The sequence below is a fragment of the Streptomyces sp. NPDC096040 genome (assembly GCF_040303265.1).
In the GTDB taxonomy this organism is placed as follows: domain Bacteria; phylum Actinomycetota; class Actinomycetes; order Streptomycetales; family Streptomycetaceae; genus Streptomyces.
The window spans coordinates 1-20101 of record NZ_JBEOTA010000053.1 but is presented as its reverse complement, the minus strand read 5'-3'; the positions used below and the strand labels follow the sequence as shown (position 1 = coordinate 20101).

The 20101-nt window shown below is 71.9% G+C and carries 11 protein-coding genes; 3 read left to right on the top strand and 8 right to left on the bottom strand.

The features are described from left to right. Window positions 1-70 precede the first annotated feature (70 nt). From ABTY98_RS39650 to ABTY98_RS39640, 3 genes are all read left to right on the top strand, one after another. Entirely contained in the window at window positions 71-811 is a 741-nt protein-coding gene (locus tag ABTY98_RS39650) for a response regulator transcription factor (RefSeq protein ID WP_352226017.1), read from the top strand. Then, window positions 808-1914 (top strand): HAMP domain-containing sensor histidine kinase, encoded by a 1107-nt coding sequence (locus tag ABTY98_RS39645; RefSeq protein WP_352226016.1) that lies wholly within the window; start codon window positions 808-810, stop codon window positions 1912-1914. The genes ABTY98_RS39650 and ABTY98_RS39645 overlap by 4 nt, the downstream gene beginning before the upstream one ends. A 325-nt stretch (window positions 1915-2239) precedes the next feature. Then, window positions 2240-6091 carry a multifunctional oxoglutarate decarboxylase/oxoglutarate dehydrogenase thiamine pyrophosphate-binding subunit/dihydrolipoyllysine-residue succinyltransferase subunit gene (locus ABTY98_RS39640; protein ID WP_352226015.1) on the top strand — a complete coding sequence of 1284 codons (3852 nt, stop codon included), beginning with the start codon at window positions 2240-2242 and terminating at the stop codon, window positions 6089-6091. A 66-nt stretch (window positions 6092-6157) separates the two neighbouring features. Here ABTY98_RS39640 and fxsT read toward each other — a convergent pair whose 3' ends face one another. From fxsT to ABTY98_RS39600, 8 genes are all read right to left on the bottom strand, one after another. Continuing rightward, complete coding sequence (fxsT, locus tag ABTY98_RS39635; protein WP_352226014.1) at window positions 6158-9163, bottom strand: FxSxx-COOH system tetratricopeptide repeat protein; 3006 nt, start codon at window positions 9161-9163, stop codon at window positions 6158-6160. A gap of 126 nt (window positions 9164-9289) precedes the next feature. Then, on the bottom strand, window positions 9290-10684 hold the full coding sequence (locus tag ABTY98_RS39630; protein WP_352226028.1) for an aKG-HExxH-type peptide beta-hydroxylase: 1395 nt from the start codon (window positions 10682-10684) through the stop codon (window positions 9290-9292). Then, a complete protein-coding gene (locus ABTY98_RS39625) occupies window positions 10684-11838 on the bottom strand; it encodes an FxsB family cyclophane-forming radical SAM/SPASM peptide maturase (protein ID WP_352226013.1) in 1155 nt (384 codons plus the stop codon). The genes ABTY98_RS39630 and ABTY98_RS39625 overlap by 1 nt, the downstream gene beginning before the upstream one ends. 168 nt (window positions 11839-12006) lie before the next feature. Continuing rightward, window positions 12007-12186 carry an FxSxx-COOH cyclophane-containing RiPP peptide gene (gene fxsA, locus ABTY98_RS39620; protein ID WP_352226012.1) on the bottom strand — a complete coding sequence of 60 codons (180 nt, stop codon included), beginning with the start codon at window positions 12184-12186 and terminating at the stop codon, window positions 12007-12009. A gap of 39 nt (window positions 12187-12225) precedes the next feature. Then, the gene (locus ABTY98_RS39615) at window positions 12226-15516 is read right to left on the bottom strand and encodes an SAV_2336 N-terminal domain-related protein (protein ID WP_352226011.1); all 3291 of its coding nucleotides are present in this window, start codon (window positions 15514-15516) and stop codon (window positions 12226-12228) included. 442 nt (window positions 15517-15958) lie between these two features. After that, a complete protein-coding gene (locus ABTY98_RS39610; RefSeq protein ID WP_352226010.1) occupies window positions 15959-17017 on the bottom strand; it encodes an AAA family ATPase in 1059 nt (352 codons plus the stop codon). 112 nt (window positions 17018-17129) lie between these two features. Continuing rightward, window positions 17130-19397 (bottom strand): VMAP-C domain-containing protein, encoded by a 2268-nt coding sequence (locus ABTY98_RS39605; protein WP_352226009.1) that lies wholly within the window; start codon window positions 19395-19397, stop codon window positions 17130-17132. Then, a complete protein-coding gene (locus tag ABTY98_RS39600; protein ID WP_352226008.1) occupies window positions 19394-19843 on the bottom strand; it encodes a CU044_2847 family protein in 450 nt (149 codons plus the stop codon). The genes ABTY98_RS39605 and ABTY98_RS39600 overlap by 4 nt, the downstream gene beginning before the upstream one ends. Between the last annotated feature and the right edge of the window lie 258 nt (window positions 19844-20101).

Below are 20101 nucleotides of genomic sequence, written 5' to 3'. Positions count from 1 at the left end.
GGATCATTCAAGCGTCAATCGCAGTCATGGGATCACCCCACTGGTTCCGGAAAGCACACAGGGGCGGGCGATGGAGCAGACACACACCTCCCACAACGGCGCGCCGACGGCCACTCCGGGCGCCCAGCGCCGGGTTCTGGTCGTCGAGGACGACCCCACGATCGTCGACGCCATCGCGGCCCGCCTGCGCGCCGAGGGATTTCTCGTGCAAACAGCGGGCGACGGGCCGGCCGCCGTCGACACCGCCGAGGCCTGGCAGCCCGATCTGCTGATCCTCGACATCATGCTGCCCGGCTTCGACGGTCTGGAGGTCTGCCGTCGTGTGCAGGCCCAGCGGCCGGTGCCGGTGCTGATGCTCACCGCGCGCGACGACGAGACCGACATGCTGGTCGGCCTCGGGGTCGGCGCCGACGACTACATGACCAAGCCGTTCTCCATGCGGGAGCTGGCGGCCCGGGTGCACGTCCTGCTGCGCCGGGTGGAGCGGGCGGCCATCGCGGCCTCCACGCCCCGGTCCGGCATCCTGCGCCTCGGTGAGCTGGAGATCGACCACGCGCAGCGCCGGGTGCGGGTGCGCAGTGAGGACGTGCACCTCACGCCGACCGAGTTCGACCTGCTGGTGTGCCTGGCCAACACCCCGCGCGCGGTGCTCTCCCGTGAGCAGCTGCTCGCCGAGGTGTGGGACTGGGCGGACGCCTCGGGCACCCGCACGGTCGACAGCCACATCAAGGCGCTGCGCCGGAAGATCGGCGCCGAGCGGATCCGCACCGTGCACGGTGTGGGCTACGCGCTGGAGACACCGACGCCATGAGCGGGGGGCCGGCCCGACCGAGAGGCCCCGGGGAAGAGCCCTGGGGGGCCGTACGCCCGTTCTCGATCAAGACCAAGCTGGGCGCGCTGGTCGTCGTCTCGGTCCTGATCACCACGGGTCTCTCGATGATCGCGGTGCACACCAAGACGGAGCTGCGCTTCATCACGGTCTTCTCCATGATCGCCACACTGCTGATAACGCAGTTCGTGGCACATTCGCTCACCGCGCCGCTGGACGACATGAACGCGGTGGCCCGCTCCATCTCGCAGGGCGACTACACGCGGCGGGTGCGCGAGAACCGCCGGGACGAGCTGGGCGACCTGGCCGAGACGATCAATGTCATGGCCGACGAGCTGGAGGCCCAGGACCGCCAGCGCAAGGAGCTGGTGGCGAACGTCTCGCACGAGCTGCGCACCCCCATCGCGGGTCTGCGGGCCGTCCTGGAGAACGTCGTCGACGGCATCGCCGAGCCGGACACCGAGACCATGCGTACGGCCCTCAAGCAGACCGAACGCCTCGGACGCCTCGTGGAGACCCTGCTGGACCTCTCCCGCCTGGACAACGGCGTCGTACCGCTGCGGCAGCGCCGCTTCGAGGTGTGGCCGTACCTCTCGGGCGTGCTGAAGGAGGCCAACATGGTCGCCGGGGCGCGCGGCGTCGCCTCGAACTCCGGCAGCCACACCCGTACGGACGTCCATCTGCACCTGGACGTCTCCCCGCCGGAGCTGACCGCGCACGCCGATCCGGAGCGCATCCACCAGGTCGTGGCGAACCTCATCGACAACGCCGTCAAGCACAGCCCGCCGCACGGCCGGGTGACCCTGAAGGCGCGGCGCGGCCTGCAGCCGGAGTCGCTGGAGCTGGAGGTGCTTGACGAGGGCCCCGGCATTCCGCGTTCGGAGTGGCACCGCGTCTTCGAGCGCTTCAACCGGGGAGCCGTACGACGCCCGCACGGGCCCGGCAGCGACGGCGGTACGGGTCTTGGCCTGGCGATCGCCCGGTGGGCGGTGGATCTGCACGGCGGCCGGATCGGCGTGGCCGAATCCGATCGGGGTTGCAGGATCATCGTCACCCTCCCGGGACTTTCATCCGTGCCAAGTTGACGTAAAGTTCGGTCCGGAGCCTCAAGATCCACCTGGGGCCGCACGGGCGTCCGCGCAGCCGGGCACGTGTGATCAGGTGCGGCCTCCGCGCACGTCGCGACGGGCGCCGAGGTGAGGTGATCATCGGCGTGGCGGAGCCATGCCCGATTAAGTCCTCTCACAGCGGAACCACGCTTGTTTCCCGCCATTTCAAGCCCCGAAACGCAGTTTTCGATGTGACTTACACGACGATGAACCGGCCCGACCTGACCTTCACGGTCTTGGAGGCGTAGCCTTAATTCCCGCTGTCCATCACCTTGTGAAGCGGAAGAGGGCGGTTGCCGCCGTGTCGCCACAGTCCCCCAGTAACTCGAGCATCTCGACCGACGCAGACCAAGCGGGCAAGAATCCCGCAGCCGCGTTCGGACCGAACGAGTGGCTCGTCGACGAGATCTATCAGCAGTACCTCCAGGACCCGAATTCGGTCGACCGTGCCTGGTGGGACTTCTTCGCCGACTACAAGCCGGGGGCGCCCGCCGCCTCGGCTCCGGCGGGTACCGCGGCCGCGGGGGCCGCGGGCACCACGACGCCCGCGCAACCGCAGGCGCAGCAGGCCGCGGCTCCGGCCGCGCCGGCGCCCACCACGCCCGCTCCCGCCGCTCAAGCGCCGGCGGCACCCGCCCCGGCTGCTCAGGCCGCCCCGGCCGCTCCCAAGGCCGCAGCGCCCGCTCCGGCGCCCGCCAAGCCCGCCGCTGCCGCTCAGGCTCCGGCCGCCGCCAAGCCGGCCGCTGCCGCCGCCGCGAAGGCCGCGCCCGCCGCCGCTGCGCCCGAGGGTCCCGAGCTGGTCACCCTGCGTGGCCCGGCCGCGGCCGTCGCGAAGAACATGAACGCCTCGCTGGAGCTGCCGACGGCCACCTCGGTCCGCGCGGTCCCGGTGAAGCTGCTGTTCGACAACCGGATCGTCATCAACAACCACCTGAAGCGCGCCCGGGGCGGGAAGATCTCCTTCACGCACCTGATCGGCTTCGCGATGGTGCAGGCCATCAAGGCCATGCCGTCGATGAACTGGTCGTTCGGCGAGAAGGACGGCAAGCCGACCCTCGTCAAGCCGCCGCACGTCAACCTGGGCCTCGCCATCGACCTGGTGAAGCCGAACGGCGACCGCCAGCTGGTCGTCGCGGCCATCAAGAAGGCCGAGACGCTGAACTTCTTCGAGTTCTGGCAGGCCTACGAGGACATCGTCCGTCGCGCCCGCGACAACAAGCTGACGATGGACGACTTCACCGGTGTGACGGTCTCCCTGACCAACCCCGGTGGCCTCGGCACCGTCCACTCGGTCCCGCGTCTGATGCCCGGCCAGTCGGTCATCATGGGCGTCGGCTCCATGGACTACCCGGCGGAGTTCCAGGGCACCAGCCAGGACACCCTGAACAAGCTCGGCATCTCGAAGGTCATGACGCTCACGTCGACCTACGACCACCGGGTCATCCAGGGCGCCGCCTCCGGCGAGTTCCTGCGCTCGGTCGCGAACCTTCTCCTCGGCGAGAACGGCTTCTACGACGACATCTTCGAGGCCCTGCGGATCCCCTACGAGCCGGTCCGCTGGCTCAAGGACATCGACGCCTCGCACGACGACGACGTCACCAAGGCCGCCCGGGTCTTCGAGCTGATCCACTCCTACCGGGTGCGCGGCCACGTCATGGCCGACACAGACCCGCTGGAGTACAAGCAGCGCAAGCACCCCGACCTGGACATCGTCGAGCACGGCCTCACCCTGTGGGACCTGGAGCGCGACTTCGCGGTCGGCGGCTTCGCCGGCAAGTCGATGATGAAGCTGCGCGACATCCTCGGCGTGCTGCGCGACTCGTACTGCCGCACCACCGGCATCGAGTTCATGCACATCCAGGACCCCAAGCAGCGCAAGTGGATCCAGGACCGCGTGGAGCGCCCGCACTCCAAGATGGAGCGCGAGGAGCAGCTGCGGATCCTGCGCCGCCTGAACGCGGCGGAGGCCTTCGAGACCTTCCTGCAGACGAAGTACGTCGGTCAGAAGCGCTTCTCCCTGGAGGGCGGCGAGTCCGTCATCCCGCTGCTCGACGCGGTGCTGGACTCGGCCGCCGAGTCCCGCCTCGACGAGATCATCATCGGCATGGCCCACCGCGGCCGCCTGAACGTGCTGGCGAACATCGTCGGCAAGTCGTACGCCCAGATCTTCCGCGAGTTCGAGGGCAACCTCGACCCGAAGTCGATGCACGGCTCCGGCGACGTGAAGTACCACCTGGGCGCCGAGGGCACCTTCACCGGCCTGGACGGCGAGCAGATCAAGGTCTCGCTGGCCGCCAACCCGTCCCACCTGGAGACGGTCGACCCGGTCATCGAGGGCATCGCCCGCGCCAAGCAGGACATCATCAACAAGGGCGGCACGGACTTCACGGTGCTGCCGGTGGCGATCCACGGCGACGCGGCCTTCGCGGGCCAGGGCGTGGTGGCCGAGACCCTGAACATGTCGCAGCTGCGCGGCTACCGCACCGGCGGCACGGTCCACATCGTCATCAACAACCAGGTCGGCTTCACCGCGGCCCCCGAGTCCTCGCGCTCGTCGATGTACGCGACGGACGTGGCGAGGATGATCGAGGCCCCGATCTTCCACGTCAACGGCGACGACCCCGAGGCGGTCGTCCGCGTCGCCCGGCTGGCCTTCGAGTTCCGCCAGGCGTTCAACAAGGACGTGGTGATCGACCTCATCTGCTACCGCCGCCGCGGTCACAACGAGTCGGACAACCCGGCCTTCACCCAGCCGCTGATGTACGACCTGATCGACAAGAAGCGCTCGGTGCGCAAGCTCTACACCGAGTCCCTTATCGGTCGCGGCGACATCACCCTGGAAGAGGCCGAGCAGGCCCTGCAGGACTACCAGGGCCAGCTGGAGAAGGTCTTCACGGAGGTCCGCGAGGCCACCTCGCAGCCGGCCGTCGCGGACGCCCAGGCACCGCAGGACGGCTTCCCGATCGCCGTCCCGACGGCGATCTCCACGGAGGTCCTCAAGCGGATCGCCGAGTCCCAGGTCAACATCCCGGACTACTTCACCGTCCACCCGCGTCTGCTGCCGCAGCTGCAGCGCCGGGCGGCGATGATCGAGGACGGCACCATCGACTGGGGCATGGGCGAGACCCTGGCCATCGGCTCGCTGCTGATGGAGGGCACCCCGGTCAGGCTCTCCGGCCAGGACTCCCAGCGCGGCACCTTCGGCCAGCGCCACGCGGTCCTGATCGACCGGGAGACGGGCGCCGACTACACCCCGCTGCTGTACCTGTCCGAGGACCAGGCCCGCTACAACGTCTACAACTCGCTGCTCTCCGAGTACGCGGTGATGGGCTTCGAGTACGGCTACTCGCTCGCCCGTCCGGACGCGCTGGTGATGTGGGAGGCCCAGTTCGGCGACTTCGCCAACGGCGCCCAGTCGGTCCTCGACGAGTACATCTCGGCGGCCGAGCAGAAGTGGGGCCAGACCTCCGGCGTCACCCTCCTCCTCCCCCACGGCTACGAGGGCCAGGGCCCGGACCACTCCTCGGCCCGCATCGAGCGCTACCTCCAGCTGTGCGCGCAGAACAACATGACGGTGGCCATGCCCACCCTCCCCTCGAACTACTTCCACCTCCTGCGGTGGCAGGTGCACAACCCGCACCACAAGCCGCTGGTCGTCTTCACCCCGAAGTCGATGCTGCGCCTCAAGGCGGCGGCCTCGAAGGCGGAGGAGTTCACGAGCGGGCAGTTCCGCCCGGTCATCGGCGACACCTCGGTCGACCCGAACGCGGTCCGCAAGGTCGTCTTCTGCACCGGCAAGGTCTACTACGACCTGGAGGCCGAGCGGCAGAAGCGAGGTGTCACGGACACGGCGATCATCCGCCTCGAGCGCCTGTACCCGCTGCCGGGTGCGGAGCTCCAGGCCGAGGTCAACAAGTACCCGAACGCCGAGAAGTACCTGTGGACCCAGGAGGAGCCGGCGAACCAGGGCGCCTGGCCGTTCATCGCCCTCAACCTGATCGACCACCTGGACCTGGCGGTCGGCGCGGACATCCCGGCCGGCGAACGCCTGCGCCGCATCTCCCGCCCGCACAGCTCCTCCCCGGCCGTCGGTTCCGCGAAGCGGCACCAGGCGGAGCAGGAGCAGCTGGTGCGCGAGGTGTTCGAGGCGTAGGCCTCGGGATCAGCACGCCGAAGGGCCCGGCCCCCGTCGCGGGGGCCGGGCCCTTCGGCGTGTGGGTCAGCTCGCCTGGGGCTCGAAGTCCCAGTACGGGCGGTTGCGGGCGCGGGCGGAGATGGTGTGGACGTGCTGCTTGCCCAGGGTCGTCTCCAGGTCGGCCAGGGCCTCCTGCTCGGTCTTCTCCGCCTGCTGCCGGGAGCGCAGCCCGCGCAGGTCGGCCGCGTAGGCGACCCGGGCGGAGAGGGTGAACGGGTGGGTACGGCCGAGGGTCTCGGTGGCCCGGGCGATGGTGATCCTGCTCAGTTCGGCGGCGGACTCCGTCTCACCGATCAGGTTGCGCAGGGCGGTGGCGTTGAGGGCGCAGCCGAGCGTGTAGGGGTGGTTCTCGCCCACGGCCGCCGCCATGTCGGCGAGCGCCTGCTCGATCAGGACGTGCGCGTACTCGCGCTCGCCGACGTTGCGCAGGATCATGGCGTGGTTGGCACGCGCGCCGATGATGAACGGGTGCCTTTCCGGGAGCAGTTGCTCGTACCGGGCCAGGACGGACTCACTGGTCTCGCGGGCCAGGTCGATGTCACCGTGCTCACGGTTGAAGCAGCTGTGACTGACAGCGGCGGACAACGTACGGAGGTTGTTCTCGCCGAGCCTGCGCTCGTACCCCTCCAGCACCTGGGTGAGCAACGCCCCCGCAGCGGCTCGGTCCCCGCTCCGCAACTGGCAGAGTGCCAGGTTGTGCTCGGCGCGCAGGGCGTCCGGATTGCCCTTGCCGCCGACGTTCTGGTACTCGCGCACGTTCCTCAACTGCATGGACTCGGCCTCCGCGTAACGGCCGAGCAGCCTGAGGTCGATGGAGTAGGAGACCTCGGAGAAGAGCGTCCACAGATGCCCGCCCGTCAGCACCAGGCGGCGTGTCTCCAGGGTCTCCTGGTCGGTCTTCCTGGCCTCCTCGTACCGGCCCAGCAGCCGCAGGGTGTAACCCTTGTTGTTCAGGGCGTTGAGGGTCCGGGAGTCCTGGTCGCCGAGGAGTTGCCGGTAAGCCGGGTAGAGCCAGTCGTCGAGCTCAAGAGCCTCCTGGTAACGGGCCAGTTCGCGAAGGTCGGCCCCGAGCCCGTTGGCCGCCCGGAGGTAGTCCAGGTCCTGGTCGCCGCGCTCCCGGCGCAGATGTTCCATGGCTTCCCGGTCGATCGCTTCGGTCTCCTCGAACCGGCCTGCCGACCGCAGCAGGTTGGCGTAGTGGTGCGTGGCCTCCCACACCCGCGGATGCGATTCGCCCAGCAGTTCGCGCCAGGCGTTCACGGTCCGCCGACCGAGCTTCCAGCCCGAGGTGTACTCCCCCGCGAACGTCATGTACCGCAGACAGTTGAGGACCAGGCTCTGGACCTTGCGTTCCTTGCTGTTGAGGACGTCGGCGAACTTCAGATGCGGCACGAGTTCCGCGTACGCCTCCCAGTTGCGGGGGTCGGTCGGACGGCCGGGGTCGGCCTCGGCCAGTGCTCGACGCACCACGTCGATGAACTCCCGCCGCTTCTCCTCCGGCATGTCCTTGCCGACAATCTGGTGGACCATCCGGTGGAGGTAGACCGAATCACCGGAGGACAGGGTCTCCTCCGAACCGATCTCGTGGGACTCCAGGCGCACCACTGAGTACTGCCGCAACTGGTTGATCGCCTTGTTCCACAGCAGTGGATCGTCGAACAGCCTGGACAGCTGCTCCGGCAGGTCGTCGTTCGGCCTCTCCCTCAGCATGCGTACGGGGATGAAGCCCGGCGCGAAGAAAGTGCACAGCCGCAGCAGGTCGACCGACTCGGGAACGGTCTCGCGGAGTTTGTTCAGCAGTATCGCCCACGCGGTCTGGAAGGCCAGCGGGAAGTCCGCCGACACCTTGACGACGTCCGGGTCGACGCCGTCCTCCAGCAGGGCGATGTAGTCCTCGACGGAGAGGTCGGAATCGTTGAGCCAGCCCGCGGTCTGGTCCAGCAGCAGCGGCAGGTCCTCCAGCGCCTCGGCGAGCTGGTCGGCCTCGGGCTCCGTCAGCCGGGGCGCGCGCCGCCGGATGAAGGCGACCGACTCGTCGCGGGCGTAGACCCCGATCTCCAGCAGCTTGCTGTTGTGCTCGCCCCACTCCGGGTTGCGGGACGTGATGATCACGTGCCCAGGGCCGGTGGGGACGAGGTCCCAAATCTGGTCGGGCTCGTCCGCGCCATCCAGGATCAGCAGCCAGCGGGAGAAAGGATTGCCCCGACGCAGCGAATCACGAACGGCACGCAGCCGCTCTCCGTACTCGTCACCCGTGGCCAGGCCGAGTTTGGAAGAGAGTTCGGCCAGTACGCGGCGGTAGGTGACCCTGCTCTCCGCGTTGACCCACCACACCACGTCGTACTCGGATCCGAACCGGTACACGTACTCGGCCGCCAGCTGGGTCTTCCCGACCCCCGACATGCCGTGCAGCGTCAGCACGCCAGCGCCCGACTCGCTGCCCTGAAGCAAGTGGTACGCGTCGTTCAGCAGCGGCTCGCGCCCCGTGAAGCGGGTGTTGCGGCGCGGTACGCCGCCCCATACCTCGGACAACGCGCCGGGGAAGCGGGGGCCGCGAGAGCTGTCCACCGACGGACGAGCGTCGGTCGGCAGGTCGAGCCTGTCCAGCAGTCGCCGCTCCGCCTCGTCCTCGCCCATGTTGGTCAGATCGACCGGCGCCAGCACGGCGATGGCCGAGGGCACGGACGCGTTGGTGACCGACACGGCGGCGAACCGGGAGCGGTCCGGCGCCACCACCTCCTGCAGCGCCGCATTCCACTCGTCGAAGGTCCGGGGGCCCATCTGGAAGTACCGTTCACTGACCAGGATCAGGACCCGGCCCTCCGCCAGGGAGAGACCGCGCAGGAGGTCCACCAGGGTCTCCTCCGCCGGGGAGTCCCAGCGGACGTACACGACCCGGACACCCCGCCGCTCCAGCCTGTCCCCGATCCACGCCGCCCAGGCCCGGTTGAACCCGGCGAAGCTGATCGTGACGGTCTGCCTCGCGGCCCCCCTCTCGGTTGCCCTGACCGGCGTACGAGTTTCAGACATGCGACGGCCTCCACGCGTAGTCATAAAATCCTAGAACCTCGATGCGGCCCTGGGGAGTCCGGCGACTTCGGAACCAACACCTCGACTCGTCGATCTTCGCGCAGCGGGGCCTGAGAAGTCGTCATTTCAGTGCGATTCCCTACGGGGCTGACGCTGTGTCCACAGCGCGCGTACCGCCTTCACGTACGCCTGCGCGCGCGCCGTATGCCCTGGGGGCGCGGGATGCGCGGCGAGCCGTTCATGGGCGGCAGCCATCTCGTCAACGAACCGCCGTCCCACCGCCGTCAGCTCGGGCGAGGCGACAAGCGCGGGCAGAGCCGCCCCCACCTGGGCGTGGTAGCGCGCGTGCTGCGCCCACGCGCCCTCGCTCCGCGCCCGCTCCGCGGTGAGCGCCCGGCGCTGGAAGAAGTCCGCGAGAGCCAGGTGGGAATAAGCGCCCTGGAGGAGGCCGTCGTACGGGCGGGGGTCCGGGCGCCAGGGGGCGAAGTAACGGGCCGCCGGGCCCGCCCGGTGCAGCTCCACCATCTCGCTCAGCGCGGCCAGTTTGGTGTGCTGGAGCTCGTGGACGAGGGTAGCGGCGAAGGCCACCGGGGTCACCGGGGCGCTGCTCAGCAACGCGCCGAACGCCTCCCGCCGGGTGCCGCTGCAGCTGCCCCGGCCGCCCGCTCCCGGCGGCATCTCCAGGGGCACCAGACAGCGCAGCAGCGCGAGCGCCTCCGTGAGTCGGCCCTCGCCGCCCGTGCGCAACGCGGCGGCCGTGCCGGACCAGCTCTGCAGCCACCGCTTGCGTTCGGCGTCGTCCGGGGCCGCCGGGCCGCTGAGCGCGTAGTGGTCGGGTTCGTGGGGCGGGACGCGGTAGGGGTCGAGATCCTCCAAGGGCATGGGCGCGGCACCGGGAACCAGACCGGGCAGAGCGTACGCCGAGGTCCAGGAGCGCGAGCCGGACCAGGCGCCGTTGTCGCTCTCCAGATGGACGGTGACCTGACCGCAAGTCATATGTCCTTTCTCGTAGGTCACTTGGACCGGCGAGTTGCCGAGCTCCGTGGTCCGCAGTGCACCGAGCGACGGAAGGACCAGGATCCCGTCCCGGGCGGTGAGCTCAGTCGTGAACGGGATTCCGGCGCGGGCCGCGGCCACCGCCGCTACCGCACTGAAGTAGGCCATATCGAGGGCGAGTTCACGGCGCTGTCCGCCGGTCCGGGGGCCGGTGCGAGGGTCGAGGCCGGTCAGGCAGCGGCGGGCCCAGGGGCCGAGCAGCGGATGGCGAAGTCTGGTCCGGGCCGGCGAGCCCGAGGGGGCGGCCCGGTCCGCCGCCGCCAGCAGCGCCCAGTCCTCCCGCAGCCTGGCCTTCGCCACCGGCGGGCAGAGCGCCGGGTCCGCCGCCTCCGCCGCGTCCAGTACCGCGCGCAGCAGGAGCAGCCGCCGGGTGTCCTGGTCCCGGACCAGCAGGGCGAGCGTGTCGGCGCCGCCCTCCGTACGCCCGAGTTCGGCGAGGGCCGGGCCCGGGACCGCCGGAAACATCACGGGGTGCCCCCTTCGCGAGCTGCCGGGGCGGGTGCCGCTTCCACGGCGAGCCGGCCGGCCACATGTCGGATGAAACGCTCCAGGTCGGCGCAGTACACCGAGGGATTGCGGAAGCCGTGTCCGGCCCGGTACCGGTGCGCGTAGTGGCCGCCGCCGCATACGGCCAGCAGCGGACAGGCCCGGCAGTCGTCCGCCAGGGCCGCCGCGCCGGCCTGCCGGGCCGCGACCCCCGGGTGCCGTAACGCCTCGTCGAATGTGTGTCGGAAGACGTCCAGGCCGGTCCACGCGGCGCCCTCGTACGCCGACTTCAGCGAGTCGACCAGCTCGATCGACCCGTCCGTCTCCACCACGAGCGCGTCGAAGGGGGCCAACCCGAGGGACTCGGTGGCCGCCGGCAGCCCCACCAGCAGGGCCAGACACTCCTCGAAGAGCCGTACCCGGGTCTCCCGTCGTCCGGCCGACCACCAGCGGTCGAAGACGGCGCAGAGCCAGTCGCCGTAGGCAGTATCGCCCCAATGCGGTGGCAGTGCCGACCAGTTGCCGTGCGGGAGCAGTAGGTCGAGTGCCGGCGGGCGGAGCTCCAGCAGACCGTCGTACGTCTCCACCGGGTCCAGCGTCGGGTCCACGACCGTCAGGATGCCGGCGTACGACTCCGGGAACCGGTCGGCGACCAGGCGCACCCCGCGCACCGCGGTGGGCCAGGACGGGCGGTCGGCATGGTCGACGCGACGCGCGTTGTGCCGGGAACGGCCGCCGTCAAGGCTGATGCCGATCTGGATGCCGTGCCGGGCCAGGATCGTGAGGCGGTCCTCTGTGAGCAGGGTGGCGTTGGTCTGGACGGTGGCGCGGACGGCACATCCGGAGGGGACGCGGGCGCGTACCGCGTCCGTGAAGCGGCCGAGGGTGTCGGCGCCCGCCAGCAGCGGCTCTCCGCCGTGCAGGACCAGGGAGACCGTGGTCAGGCCGTGGGTGCGGGCGTGTTCGGCGATGCGGTCGGCGGTGCGGGCCAGGACGGCGGGTGGGGCGGCGGCCGGGCGGGCACGCCAGGTGCTGTCCGGGCCCTCGTAGAGGTAGCAGTAGGTGCAGGCCAGGTTGCAGCGGCCGTGCACCTTCACGATGAACTGGCGGAAAGGGTGACCGGTCGTAGACACTCCAGCACCCCCATGCCGTACGCCTTTCCACCCGTATCAGGCCGCATTCCCGGTCGGAGAACGGACGCAAACCCGACGCGATCGAAGTCGCCCATTTCTGATGCCCTTTGACCGAATGCGACCGCCTTTCACTGCGCCAAGTGGCGCACAGCGCACGCTCCGTGTGGTTCACATCGCGTTGTTGAAGCCCCAGAGCATCTCGCTCGGCCGTTCCGCCCGTTCGCGCAGGCCGTCCAGCACCTCGCGCAGGACCGGATGCTGAACGGTTCTCAGCTCCTCCAGGTCCAGGTCCAGCAGCTCGGGCAACGGCTCACCCGTCACCGACGACGCCTCGTCCCGTCCGCTCATGTCCCCGTTCCTCTCCCTCGGCCGATCCGTGGGTGGCGGTCACTTCAGTTCCGCGAGCCGCTCCGCCGTGTCGTGCGCCGTCGGCTCCCCCATGCCCAGCGTGCCCTCCGGCAGCCGCGACCACTCCGTGCGGGCGGCCCGGTAGGCCTCGCGAGCGGCCCGTGGACGTGCGGCCGCCTCGTAGGACATACCCCGCCAGTGGTGCGCCTGAGCACCCAGCACCACCGCTTCCTGGCGGCGGCGTTCGGTGCGGGCCTCCTCCTCCGCCTCGCGGGCCGACTCGGCGGCAAGCCGGAACGCGTCCACCGCCTCGTCGAGCCGGGTCGGACGGCCCAGGCTTCGGTAGGCCTCGTACTGCGCCTGCCCCAGATCCAGCCGGCAGCGGGCGGCCAACAGCGGGTCGTCCGCGGAGGATGCCGCGTCCGCCGCGAGCCCGAAGAGGTACTCCGCCTCCCGGAGGTCGACGCGGTCGCCGCGCAGCCGGTAGCGCAGGATCAGGGCACGGCCGAGCAGCAGCAGCCGGTGACCGAGTTCCCGGTTGCCCGTGGAGGTCTCCCGGCGGCAGTCCCGCAGCACCCGGATCGCCTGCGACAGCGGCGCCCACGCGCGGTCGCCGCTCTCCGAGTCCGCCCGGCGCAGCAGCGCCTCACCCCACTCGGCGAGGACCTGCGGGTACTCGGGGTCGTCCCGCGGCATCTCCGCCGCCGAACTCGCGAATGAGGCGGCCGCCTCCTGGAGTTCGCGCGGGTCGCCGGTCTCGGCGGACCGGGCGACCCGGATGCGCCCGGCCCGCAGATGCAGGGCGGCTCGCTGGCCGCGCTTGCGGGTGGCGGCCAGTGCCTCGTCGACCCGGTCCTGGGCCTCGTCCAGGGCGGCGCCCGCGCGCAGCAGGGCGTCCACCAGGTCGAGCCGTACCCTGACCCGGTCCGGGGCCTCCGGATCGGCCTCCAGGGCGTCGCGCAGCGACCGGGAGGCCTGCTCCGCGTAGCCGCGGGCCTGTTCGGGGTCGGTCGTCGCGTCGGAGAGGCGCAGCAGGATCCGGCCGTGGGCGCGAGGCAGTTCGGGCGGGCGGTGCCGGCGGTCCGGCCAGGCGTCGGCGAACGCCTCCAGCATGCCGACCGCGCTCTGCAGCAGCGCGCTGTCGCCGCCGAGGCTCCACTGTGCCTCCAGCGCGCCGACCCGCTCCAACGTCAGCCGCAGCGCCTCCCGCTGATCGAGGTCGGGGGCGCCGCAGGCCACCGCGTACTCCCGGTCGGCGCGGCGCAGCAGGTCGAGGGCGCCGGTCCGGTCGCCGCGCCGCCTGCGGTCGGCGGCTGCGGCCCGCAGCACCCGGGCCAGGACGGCCCGTTCGCGCCGGGCGTGCGGGTGGGCCACGGCCCGCTCCGCCGCCTCCTCGGCCTCGCGCAGCAGCTCGGCGCCGCCCTGCACCTCCCACAGGCGCAGGGTGCAGTGCGCGTACTCCGCCCACAGCTCCGGGTCCGCCCCTACGGGCTCCTCGTGTTCGGTGGCTCCGCGCAGCAGCTGCACGGCGTCGATCAGGTCCTGCACCATGCCCTCGGCGTCGAACCGGGCGAGCAGGCCGCGGGCCCGGTCGACCGCCTGGTGGGTGCGGTGTTCGCCCGGTCGTACGGTGGTGTCGCGGCCGCCGTAGAGGCGGAACTGTTCGGGCAGCGGCATGAAGCGCTCCAGTACGCGGGCGGCGACCTCGGCGAAGGGCTGCGGGACCAGGGTCGCGTCGCCGTTGTCACCGTTGCGCGCCGGGTAGCCGGTGCCCGGCGGGGTGTACGGCCGTCCGGAGCCGCCGTCGCCGAGCTGGGCGAGGGCGAGGGCCGGGAAGTTGGGGCCGCCCTTGCCGAAGCGCTGCTCGATGTACTCGGAGCAGTGCTTGAGGACGAGCAGGGCCTCGTCGCGGCCGAGCGCCGAGAGCAGGGCCTCCTGGACCTCGGGGGCCATCTCGTACCACTGGGTGCCGTCGGCGTGCTGATCGACGTGGTCCTCGCGGGCCCGGGTGACCAGGCCGCCGAGCAGGACCTCGGCGAGTTCGGAGGGGCCGGAGTCGGGCAGCATGGTCCGCTGGACCAGTTGCATCACCGGCAGGCAGAGCGGGGCGGCGGCCAGGTAGACGGCGAGCCGGCCGGCGCTCGGGGAGGCGACGGACTGGAACCTGCTGACCCGCTCGATCGGCGACAGCGGGCGCCCGGCGCCCGCGGCCTGCGCGGGCGGCTGGTCCGCGCGCACCCAGCCCACCGCGCCCGCCACCGGCCCGGCGCCGACCCCGGACAGCAGCCTCGCCCACGCCCCGAGCGCCACCGGCTCGGGCGGCAGCACCGGCACCGGTACGGCGCCCCGCGGTCCGCCCGACGGGGTACCGGCCGGGGTGCGCACTCGCAGCGCGGTGGCGCCGCCCAGCGTCTCGCCGCGGCTCAGCTCGCCGTAGGTCACGGGCAGCCGGGTGCGGCTCCACATCCGCTGCGGCAGCGGCTGGAGCACGGCGACCGGGGCCTGCCGGGAGAGGTGGTGCAGCAGCCGGTGGGCGCGGCCGCTGTGCCACAGCGGACCGGCGCAGTCGCTGATCAGGACGGTGATACGACGTCCGGTCGGGTCGCTGAGGCGGTCGGCGGTGTGCAACGGGGCCGCGTGCACGTCCGCGCTGCGGCTGACCGCCGCCTCGCCGTCGGGGCCGGTGTGCAGATGGCTGATCTGGATGTCACCGAAGGCGCCCAACTGGCCGAAGATCTGGATCAGTTCGGTGAACATGCGGCCCCAGACCCGCATCGACGGGGAGGCCTCCAGGACCAGTTGGAGCCGGGCGTCGCCCCGGGTCACCGCGCGGTACACGGGCAGGATCAGGCCGCCCACGCGCGCGCTGTGCTCTGCGGTCGCCGTCTCGTCCAGGGCGGTGCGCAGGGGCGGCGCGGCACTGCGGTAGGCCTGCAACGGCCGTAAGGCGCGCTGGAGTTCGAGTGGGGCGGGCAGCGCGGGGGCGGCGGGCACACCGACCGGCAGCCCGGTGATCCGGCCGGCCCGCCCGCTGTGCCCGGCACCGTGCTGCCGCGGCACGGCGTACAGGGAGGCACGGCGATCGGCTTCGCCGGCCCCGGAGGCGACCGGTGCCGGCCGCGGAGGCCGGCTCGCGCCCGCCGTGGACGGGGTGTCCCCCCGCGGATCCCTCGGCGGTACGGCGGTCCCCTTCGGCAGGCCACCGGCGGGCCCGGGGACCGCCTGCTCCTCCTCCACCCCGACGGCGGGCCGCGCCCACCGGGCCAGCCAGAGGGCGTCGCTCAGCCCCTCGGTATCCGGGTCGAGCCCGACCTCCCGCAGCCGGCGCACGAGTTCGGCCAGCGGGTCACCACCCGCGAGGCCACCCGGCCCGGAGCCGCCGCCGACAGCACCGGGGCCACCCGGCCAGGAGTCCCCGCCGACAGCGCCGGTGGCCTCCCTCCCAGGCGCACCCTCAACAGCACCAGGGCCATCCGGCCCGGGAACCCCGCCGACAGCGCCAGGCCCCTCCCGCCCAGGCAACCCCTCAACAGCACCAAGGCCATCCCGCCCGGGAACCCCGCCGACAGCGCCAGGCCCCTCCCGCCCAGGCACCCCCTCAACAGCACCAAGGCCATCCCGCCCGGGCGCCCCGTCGGGCCTCGCAGCCGGCTTGGGCACGTCCGAGGGGGCCGCCGCCTGGTCGCCGGGGGGCAGACCGGGGCCGACCGGGGCCCGGTGCGGGTCGGGTGGGAGGGGGCCGTGTCGCGGCGCTGCGTCCGGCATCAGCGGCTCACCTCGGGCGGTCGAGCCGCTGGATGAGCAGGTCGGCGAGGCGGTCGCGGCTGGGCGGGGCGGCCGCGTCGGTGAGATAGATGGCGTTCAGCAGCTGGTCGGCGGCCAGCAGTTCGCTGCGGGAGCGCTCCAGGAACCGGCCGATCAGGTCGTCGCCCGCGCGGGCCGCCTCATCGCCGAGGTGGGCGCGGACGAAGGTGGCGAGACGGTTGTGGTCGGGGCGGTCCAGTTCGAGGTGGATGCAGCGGCGCATCAGCGGGGCGGGGAAGTCCCGCTCGCCGTTGCTGGTGAGGACCACGAACGGGAAGGCCCGGCAGCGCACCCGGCCGTCGCGGACCCGGACCTTCGTGCCGTCGGCGGTGAGCACCTCGGCCTCGCCGTCCGGCAGCCGGTCGGCGATCCGCTGGAGCTCGGGTATCTCGAACTCCCCTTCCTCCAGCACGTTCAGAAGGTCGTTGGGCAGGTCGATGTCGCTCTTGTCCAGCTCGTCGATCAGCAGCACGCGCGGGGTGTCGGAGGGGAGCAGGGCCGTGCCGAGCGGGCCCAGGCGGATGTAGCTGCCGATCGCCTCCACGGCCCCCGGGGTGCCGCCGGCCGCGCCTCCCCCACTCTCGGCTTCGCTCGAGCGGGAGGTGCCCCCATCGCCCTGCGCGGCGATCTGGACGTCCTGGAGCCGGGCGATGGCGTCGTAGTGGTAGAGGCCGTCCTGGAGCGCCGAGCGGCTGACGATGGACCAGCGCAGGACGTCGCCCAGACCGAGTTCGTAGGCCACCGAGTGCGCCAGTGTGCTCTTGCCCGCGCCGGGGCTGCCGGTGACGAGGAGCGGGCGGCGCAGATACAGCGCCGCGTTGATCATCTCCAGCTCCTCGGCGCCGGGCCGGTGCAGTTCGGCCAGATGCCGGTTGGCGCCGAGCCTGCGGTCCCGGGAGCCGTCGCCGCCGTCGGCCGCGTCCCGGCCTGAGAAGTCCCGCCAAGGGGGCGGCGAGGGAAGCCTGTTCATGCCGTCGTGGGGTTCGCCGGCGCCTCGGTAGATGAGCCACTCACTGGATTCGGTCATGTCCGGTCCTCGTCGTCACTCGTCCGTCCGGTCCCCACGGCAGCCATCGAACGTGCATCACGTTATCGACCTTCAGGAGACCCCGTAAGGGCCTCACACAGGGCGCGCGAGTTCACGGCGCCTGGAGCAAGTCGCCCGTACCGGGCAGGGGTTGGTGCGGGTCGTCGTACAGGAGGGCGATGTCCTTGGCCCAGAACGCCTCCGTGAGCCCCTCGCGCACGTGTTTGCGCAACCTGTGCACCGATTCGGGCAGCGCCCAGGCGCCGTCCGCGTCGTAGACGGTCATCCTGGCGCCCCGGTGGAACTCCCCGCACACGGAGTCGGTCTGGCGGCTCCAGCGGCGCCACAGCACCACCCCGTACCCCGCCCGGACGATCCGGCCCAGTGCGGTGGCGTCGTCCGGGTAGCGCCGGTCGCCCTGGCGGCACAGCACCGGGACGGTCCCGGGCGCGAGGTCGCGCAGCGCGGCCACGTCCGACACGGGGCGGCGCACCGCGTCGTCGCAGTCCAGTATCTCGGCCCTGGCGCGGTTCTCGGCCCGCTCGCGCCCGTCGTGCACCCGGTGCCAGCGGTCACGGCGGTCGGACTCCTGGTCGTCACCGGGGAGTTCACCTTCGTACCAGTCGGCCTCCGCCGGCAGTTGGTCGCGGTCCTTGCAGCGGACCACGACCGGCCGTTCGACGCCCAGCGGGTCGGCGCCGGGCCGCAGCCGCCACTCGTCCACCGGGAGGTCGAGCAGCAGATGCGGCAGGGCAGCGTGCAGCGGGACGGGCCGTCCGGGCTCGTCACAGCGGCGGAAGGCCTCGGCGAGCGGCTCGGCGACATGGGCGGCGAGGTCGGCGAGCGGGGCGCACTGCCCGTCGTCGAGCCGGGTCGCCTCGCCGTCGGCCCGCACCACCGCGACCGACCAGTCGCAGTGGCCGCGGTTCCAGGCCAGATGCTCCACTTCGAGCAGGACGGACTGGTCATGCGCGGTGCCCGGTGAATGCTCCCGGCCCTGCTCCCCCGCCGCGCCCCCGGTCCGCAGCTCGCCAGGGTCACGACCGGTCCGGTGTTCGCCACGGTCACGACCGGTCCACAGCTCGCCACGGTCACGACCGGTCCGGTGGTCGTCACGGTCGCGGCCGGTCCGCTCGCGCAGCCGGTCGCCGAGGTGCTGGGCGCGCCTGCGGGCCAGCTCACTGCGGTAGTCGCTGTCCAGCCGGGTCGCGGCCTGCTTGATCCACTCCCACAGTGCCTGTTCGGCGTCGAGCACGAAGGGCGTGACCGGGCGCTCGGCGGTCATGACGCGCATCGCGTACTCGACGACGAGCCGGGGCGCGCCGTCGTTGCGCGCGTTCTCGTACAGCGCGCCGAGGCCGTCCCGCCAGCCGCGCGGTGCCGGTGACAGGGTCGGCAGCCGGAAGTTCGGCAGCGAGTGGAGGATGTCGAGCAGGCCGCGCGTACTGTCCGGCGGCGGCAGATCGGCGAGCCGGCCGAGCAACTCCGCCCGCTCGTCCGGGCTCAGGGTGCGGCCCGGGCGGGCGCCGAGTTCGGCCTGGAGGTCGGCCCAGGTGGGGCGCCCGGAGTCGGTGGGCTGCTGGCGGTCGCGGTGGTAGCGGTCGTGGGCGTGGCAGACGGCCTGGTAGAGGTCGTGCTGGTACGGGTCGTGGTGGCGCAGCCCGTGCCGGTACAGGTCGTGCTGCCGGTCGCCCGGCGCCGTGGGCAGGGTGCGCAGCCGCTCGATCCCGATCGACGTGCCGCCCGATCCGTGGTCCGCGCGTGACTTGAGCACGCCGACGACCTCGCCGCGCACCGGGTCGATCACCGGCCCGCCGGAGACGCCGAGCGGCAGGTCGTTCTCGCCGAGGCGCATCTGGGCGCCCGTCGACCAGCCGCCGATGGTTCCGTGCACGGTCAGGAAGCCGTCGAGCGGCTGCGGCTCGCCCTGGAAGGGGGCCCAGCCGGCGTAGAACACCCGGCCCTCGGTGTAGTGCGGCATCGGCCGCTCGGAGACGTACACGCACTCGTGGTCCACCGGCTCGCGCAACCGGACGAGCGCCAGGTCCGGGGCGGGCCAGCTGCCCTGGACGGGGCGGTCGACGTGCTCCGGGAGGGTCGCCGCGACCTTTCCGGGCACCGCGCAGGGCTCCTCGAAGGGACCGGGCTGATAGACCACCGTGACCTCGCCCCCTTCCCCGCCGTGGATCACATGGGCGCAGGTCAGCACCCAGTTCGGCGCGATGAAGAAGCCACTGCCGAGGAACGCCCCGGACTCCTCCGGGGCATACCCGACACCGGTGCGATGGATGCGTACGGTGGCCGCCATCACGAGTTCACGCAGCGCGTGGTGGGCCGGATCCCAGCCGCCGGATGCGCCCCCGTCGTGCCGGTCGGTCATTCCGCGCCCCCGGCCCCGGCTCCCTGGGCGCCCCCGTGCACCGGGGCGCCGCGGGATGCGCCGGAGCCCTCGGGACCGTCGGGAATGCCGGGCTCGGGTGGGCCGCCGCCTTTCCAGCTCAGGGTCACCGTGATGGCCGCCTTCGCCTCACCGTCCGCGAGCAGCCCGACGACCTTGCCGGCCTTCGCGGTCAGCTCGATCCCGAACTCGACGCTCACCTCGTCGGGCCGCACCGCGCGCAACGGCTCGGCGAGCGACCGCGCGACCCCGCCGACCAGCGAGTTCAGACTCTCGACGGTCGCCTCCACGCGCTCCGCGAACCCGGTGTCCGTGAACGACAACTCGCCCGACGGCGCGGTCAGCTCCTCGGCCCCCGAGATCCGCGCCCACACCGGTGTACCGTCCGGCAACCGCACCCGCGCTATCCGCGTAGCGTCCTGCTCCATTCCGCTCCCCCGTTCCCCCGAGCCCCGCGTGCTCCCTACGCCGTACCGTTCGCGGTTTCCCGCCCTTCCCGCACGGGAAGACATCGCCGCTTCAATCCACGGGGAGAGAGTCCTTCCCCCCGGAGGCGAGCCCTACCCTTCACCGACGGCACACCTTTGTCATCGGCCTAGAAGGCTGCTGAAAATCTCGGGTTCTGGCCCCGGCTCGGTGGAGTTGGGGCCAGTCTTGTAGGCATGCAGGGGGAATGGGCCGGGGAG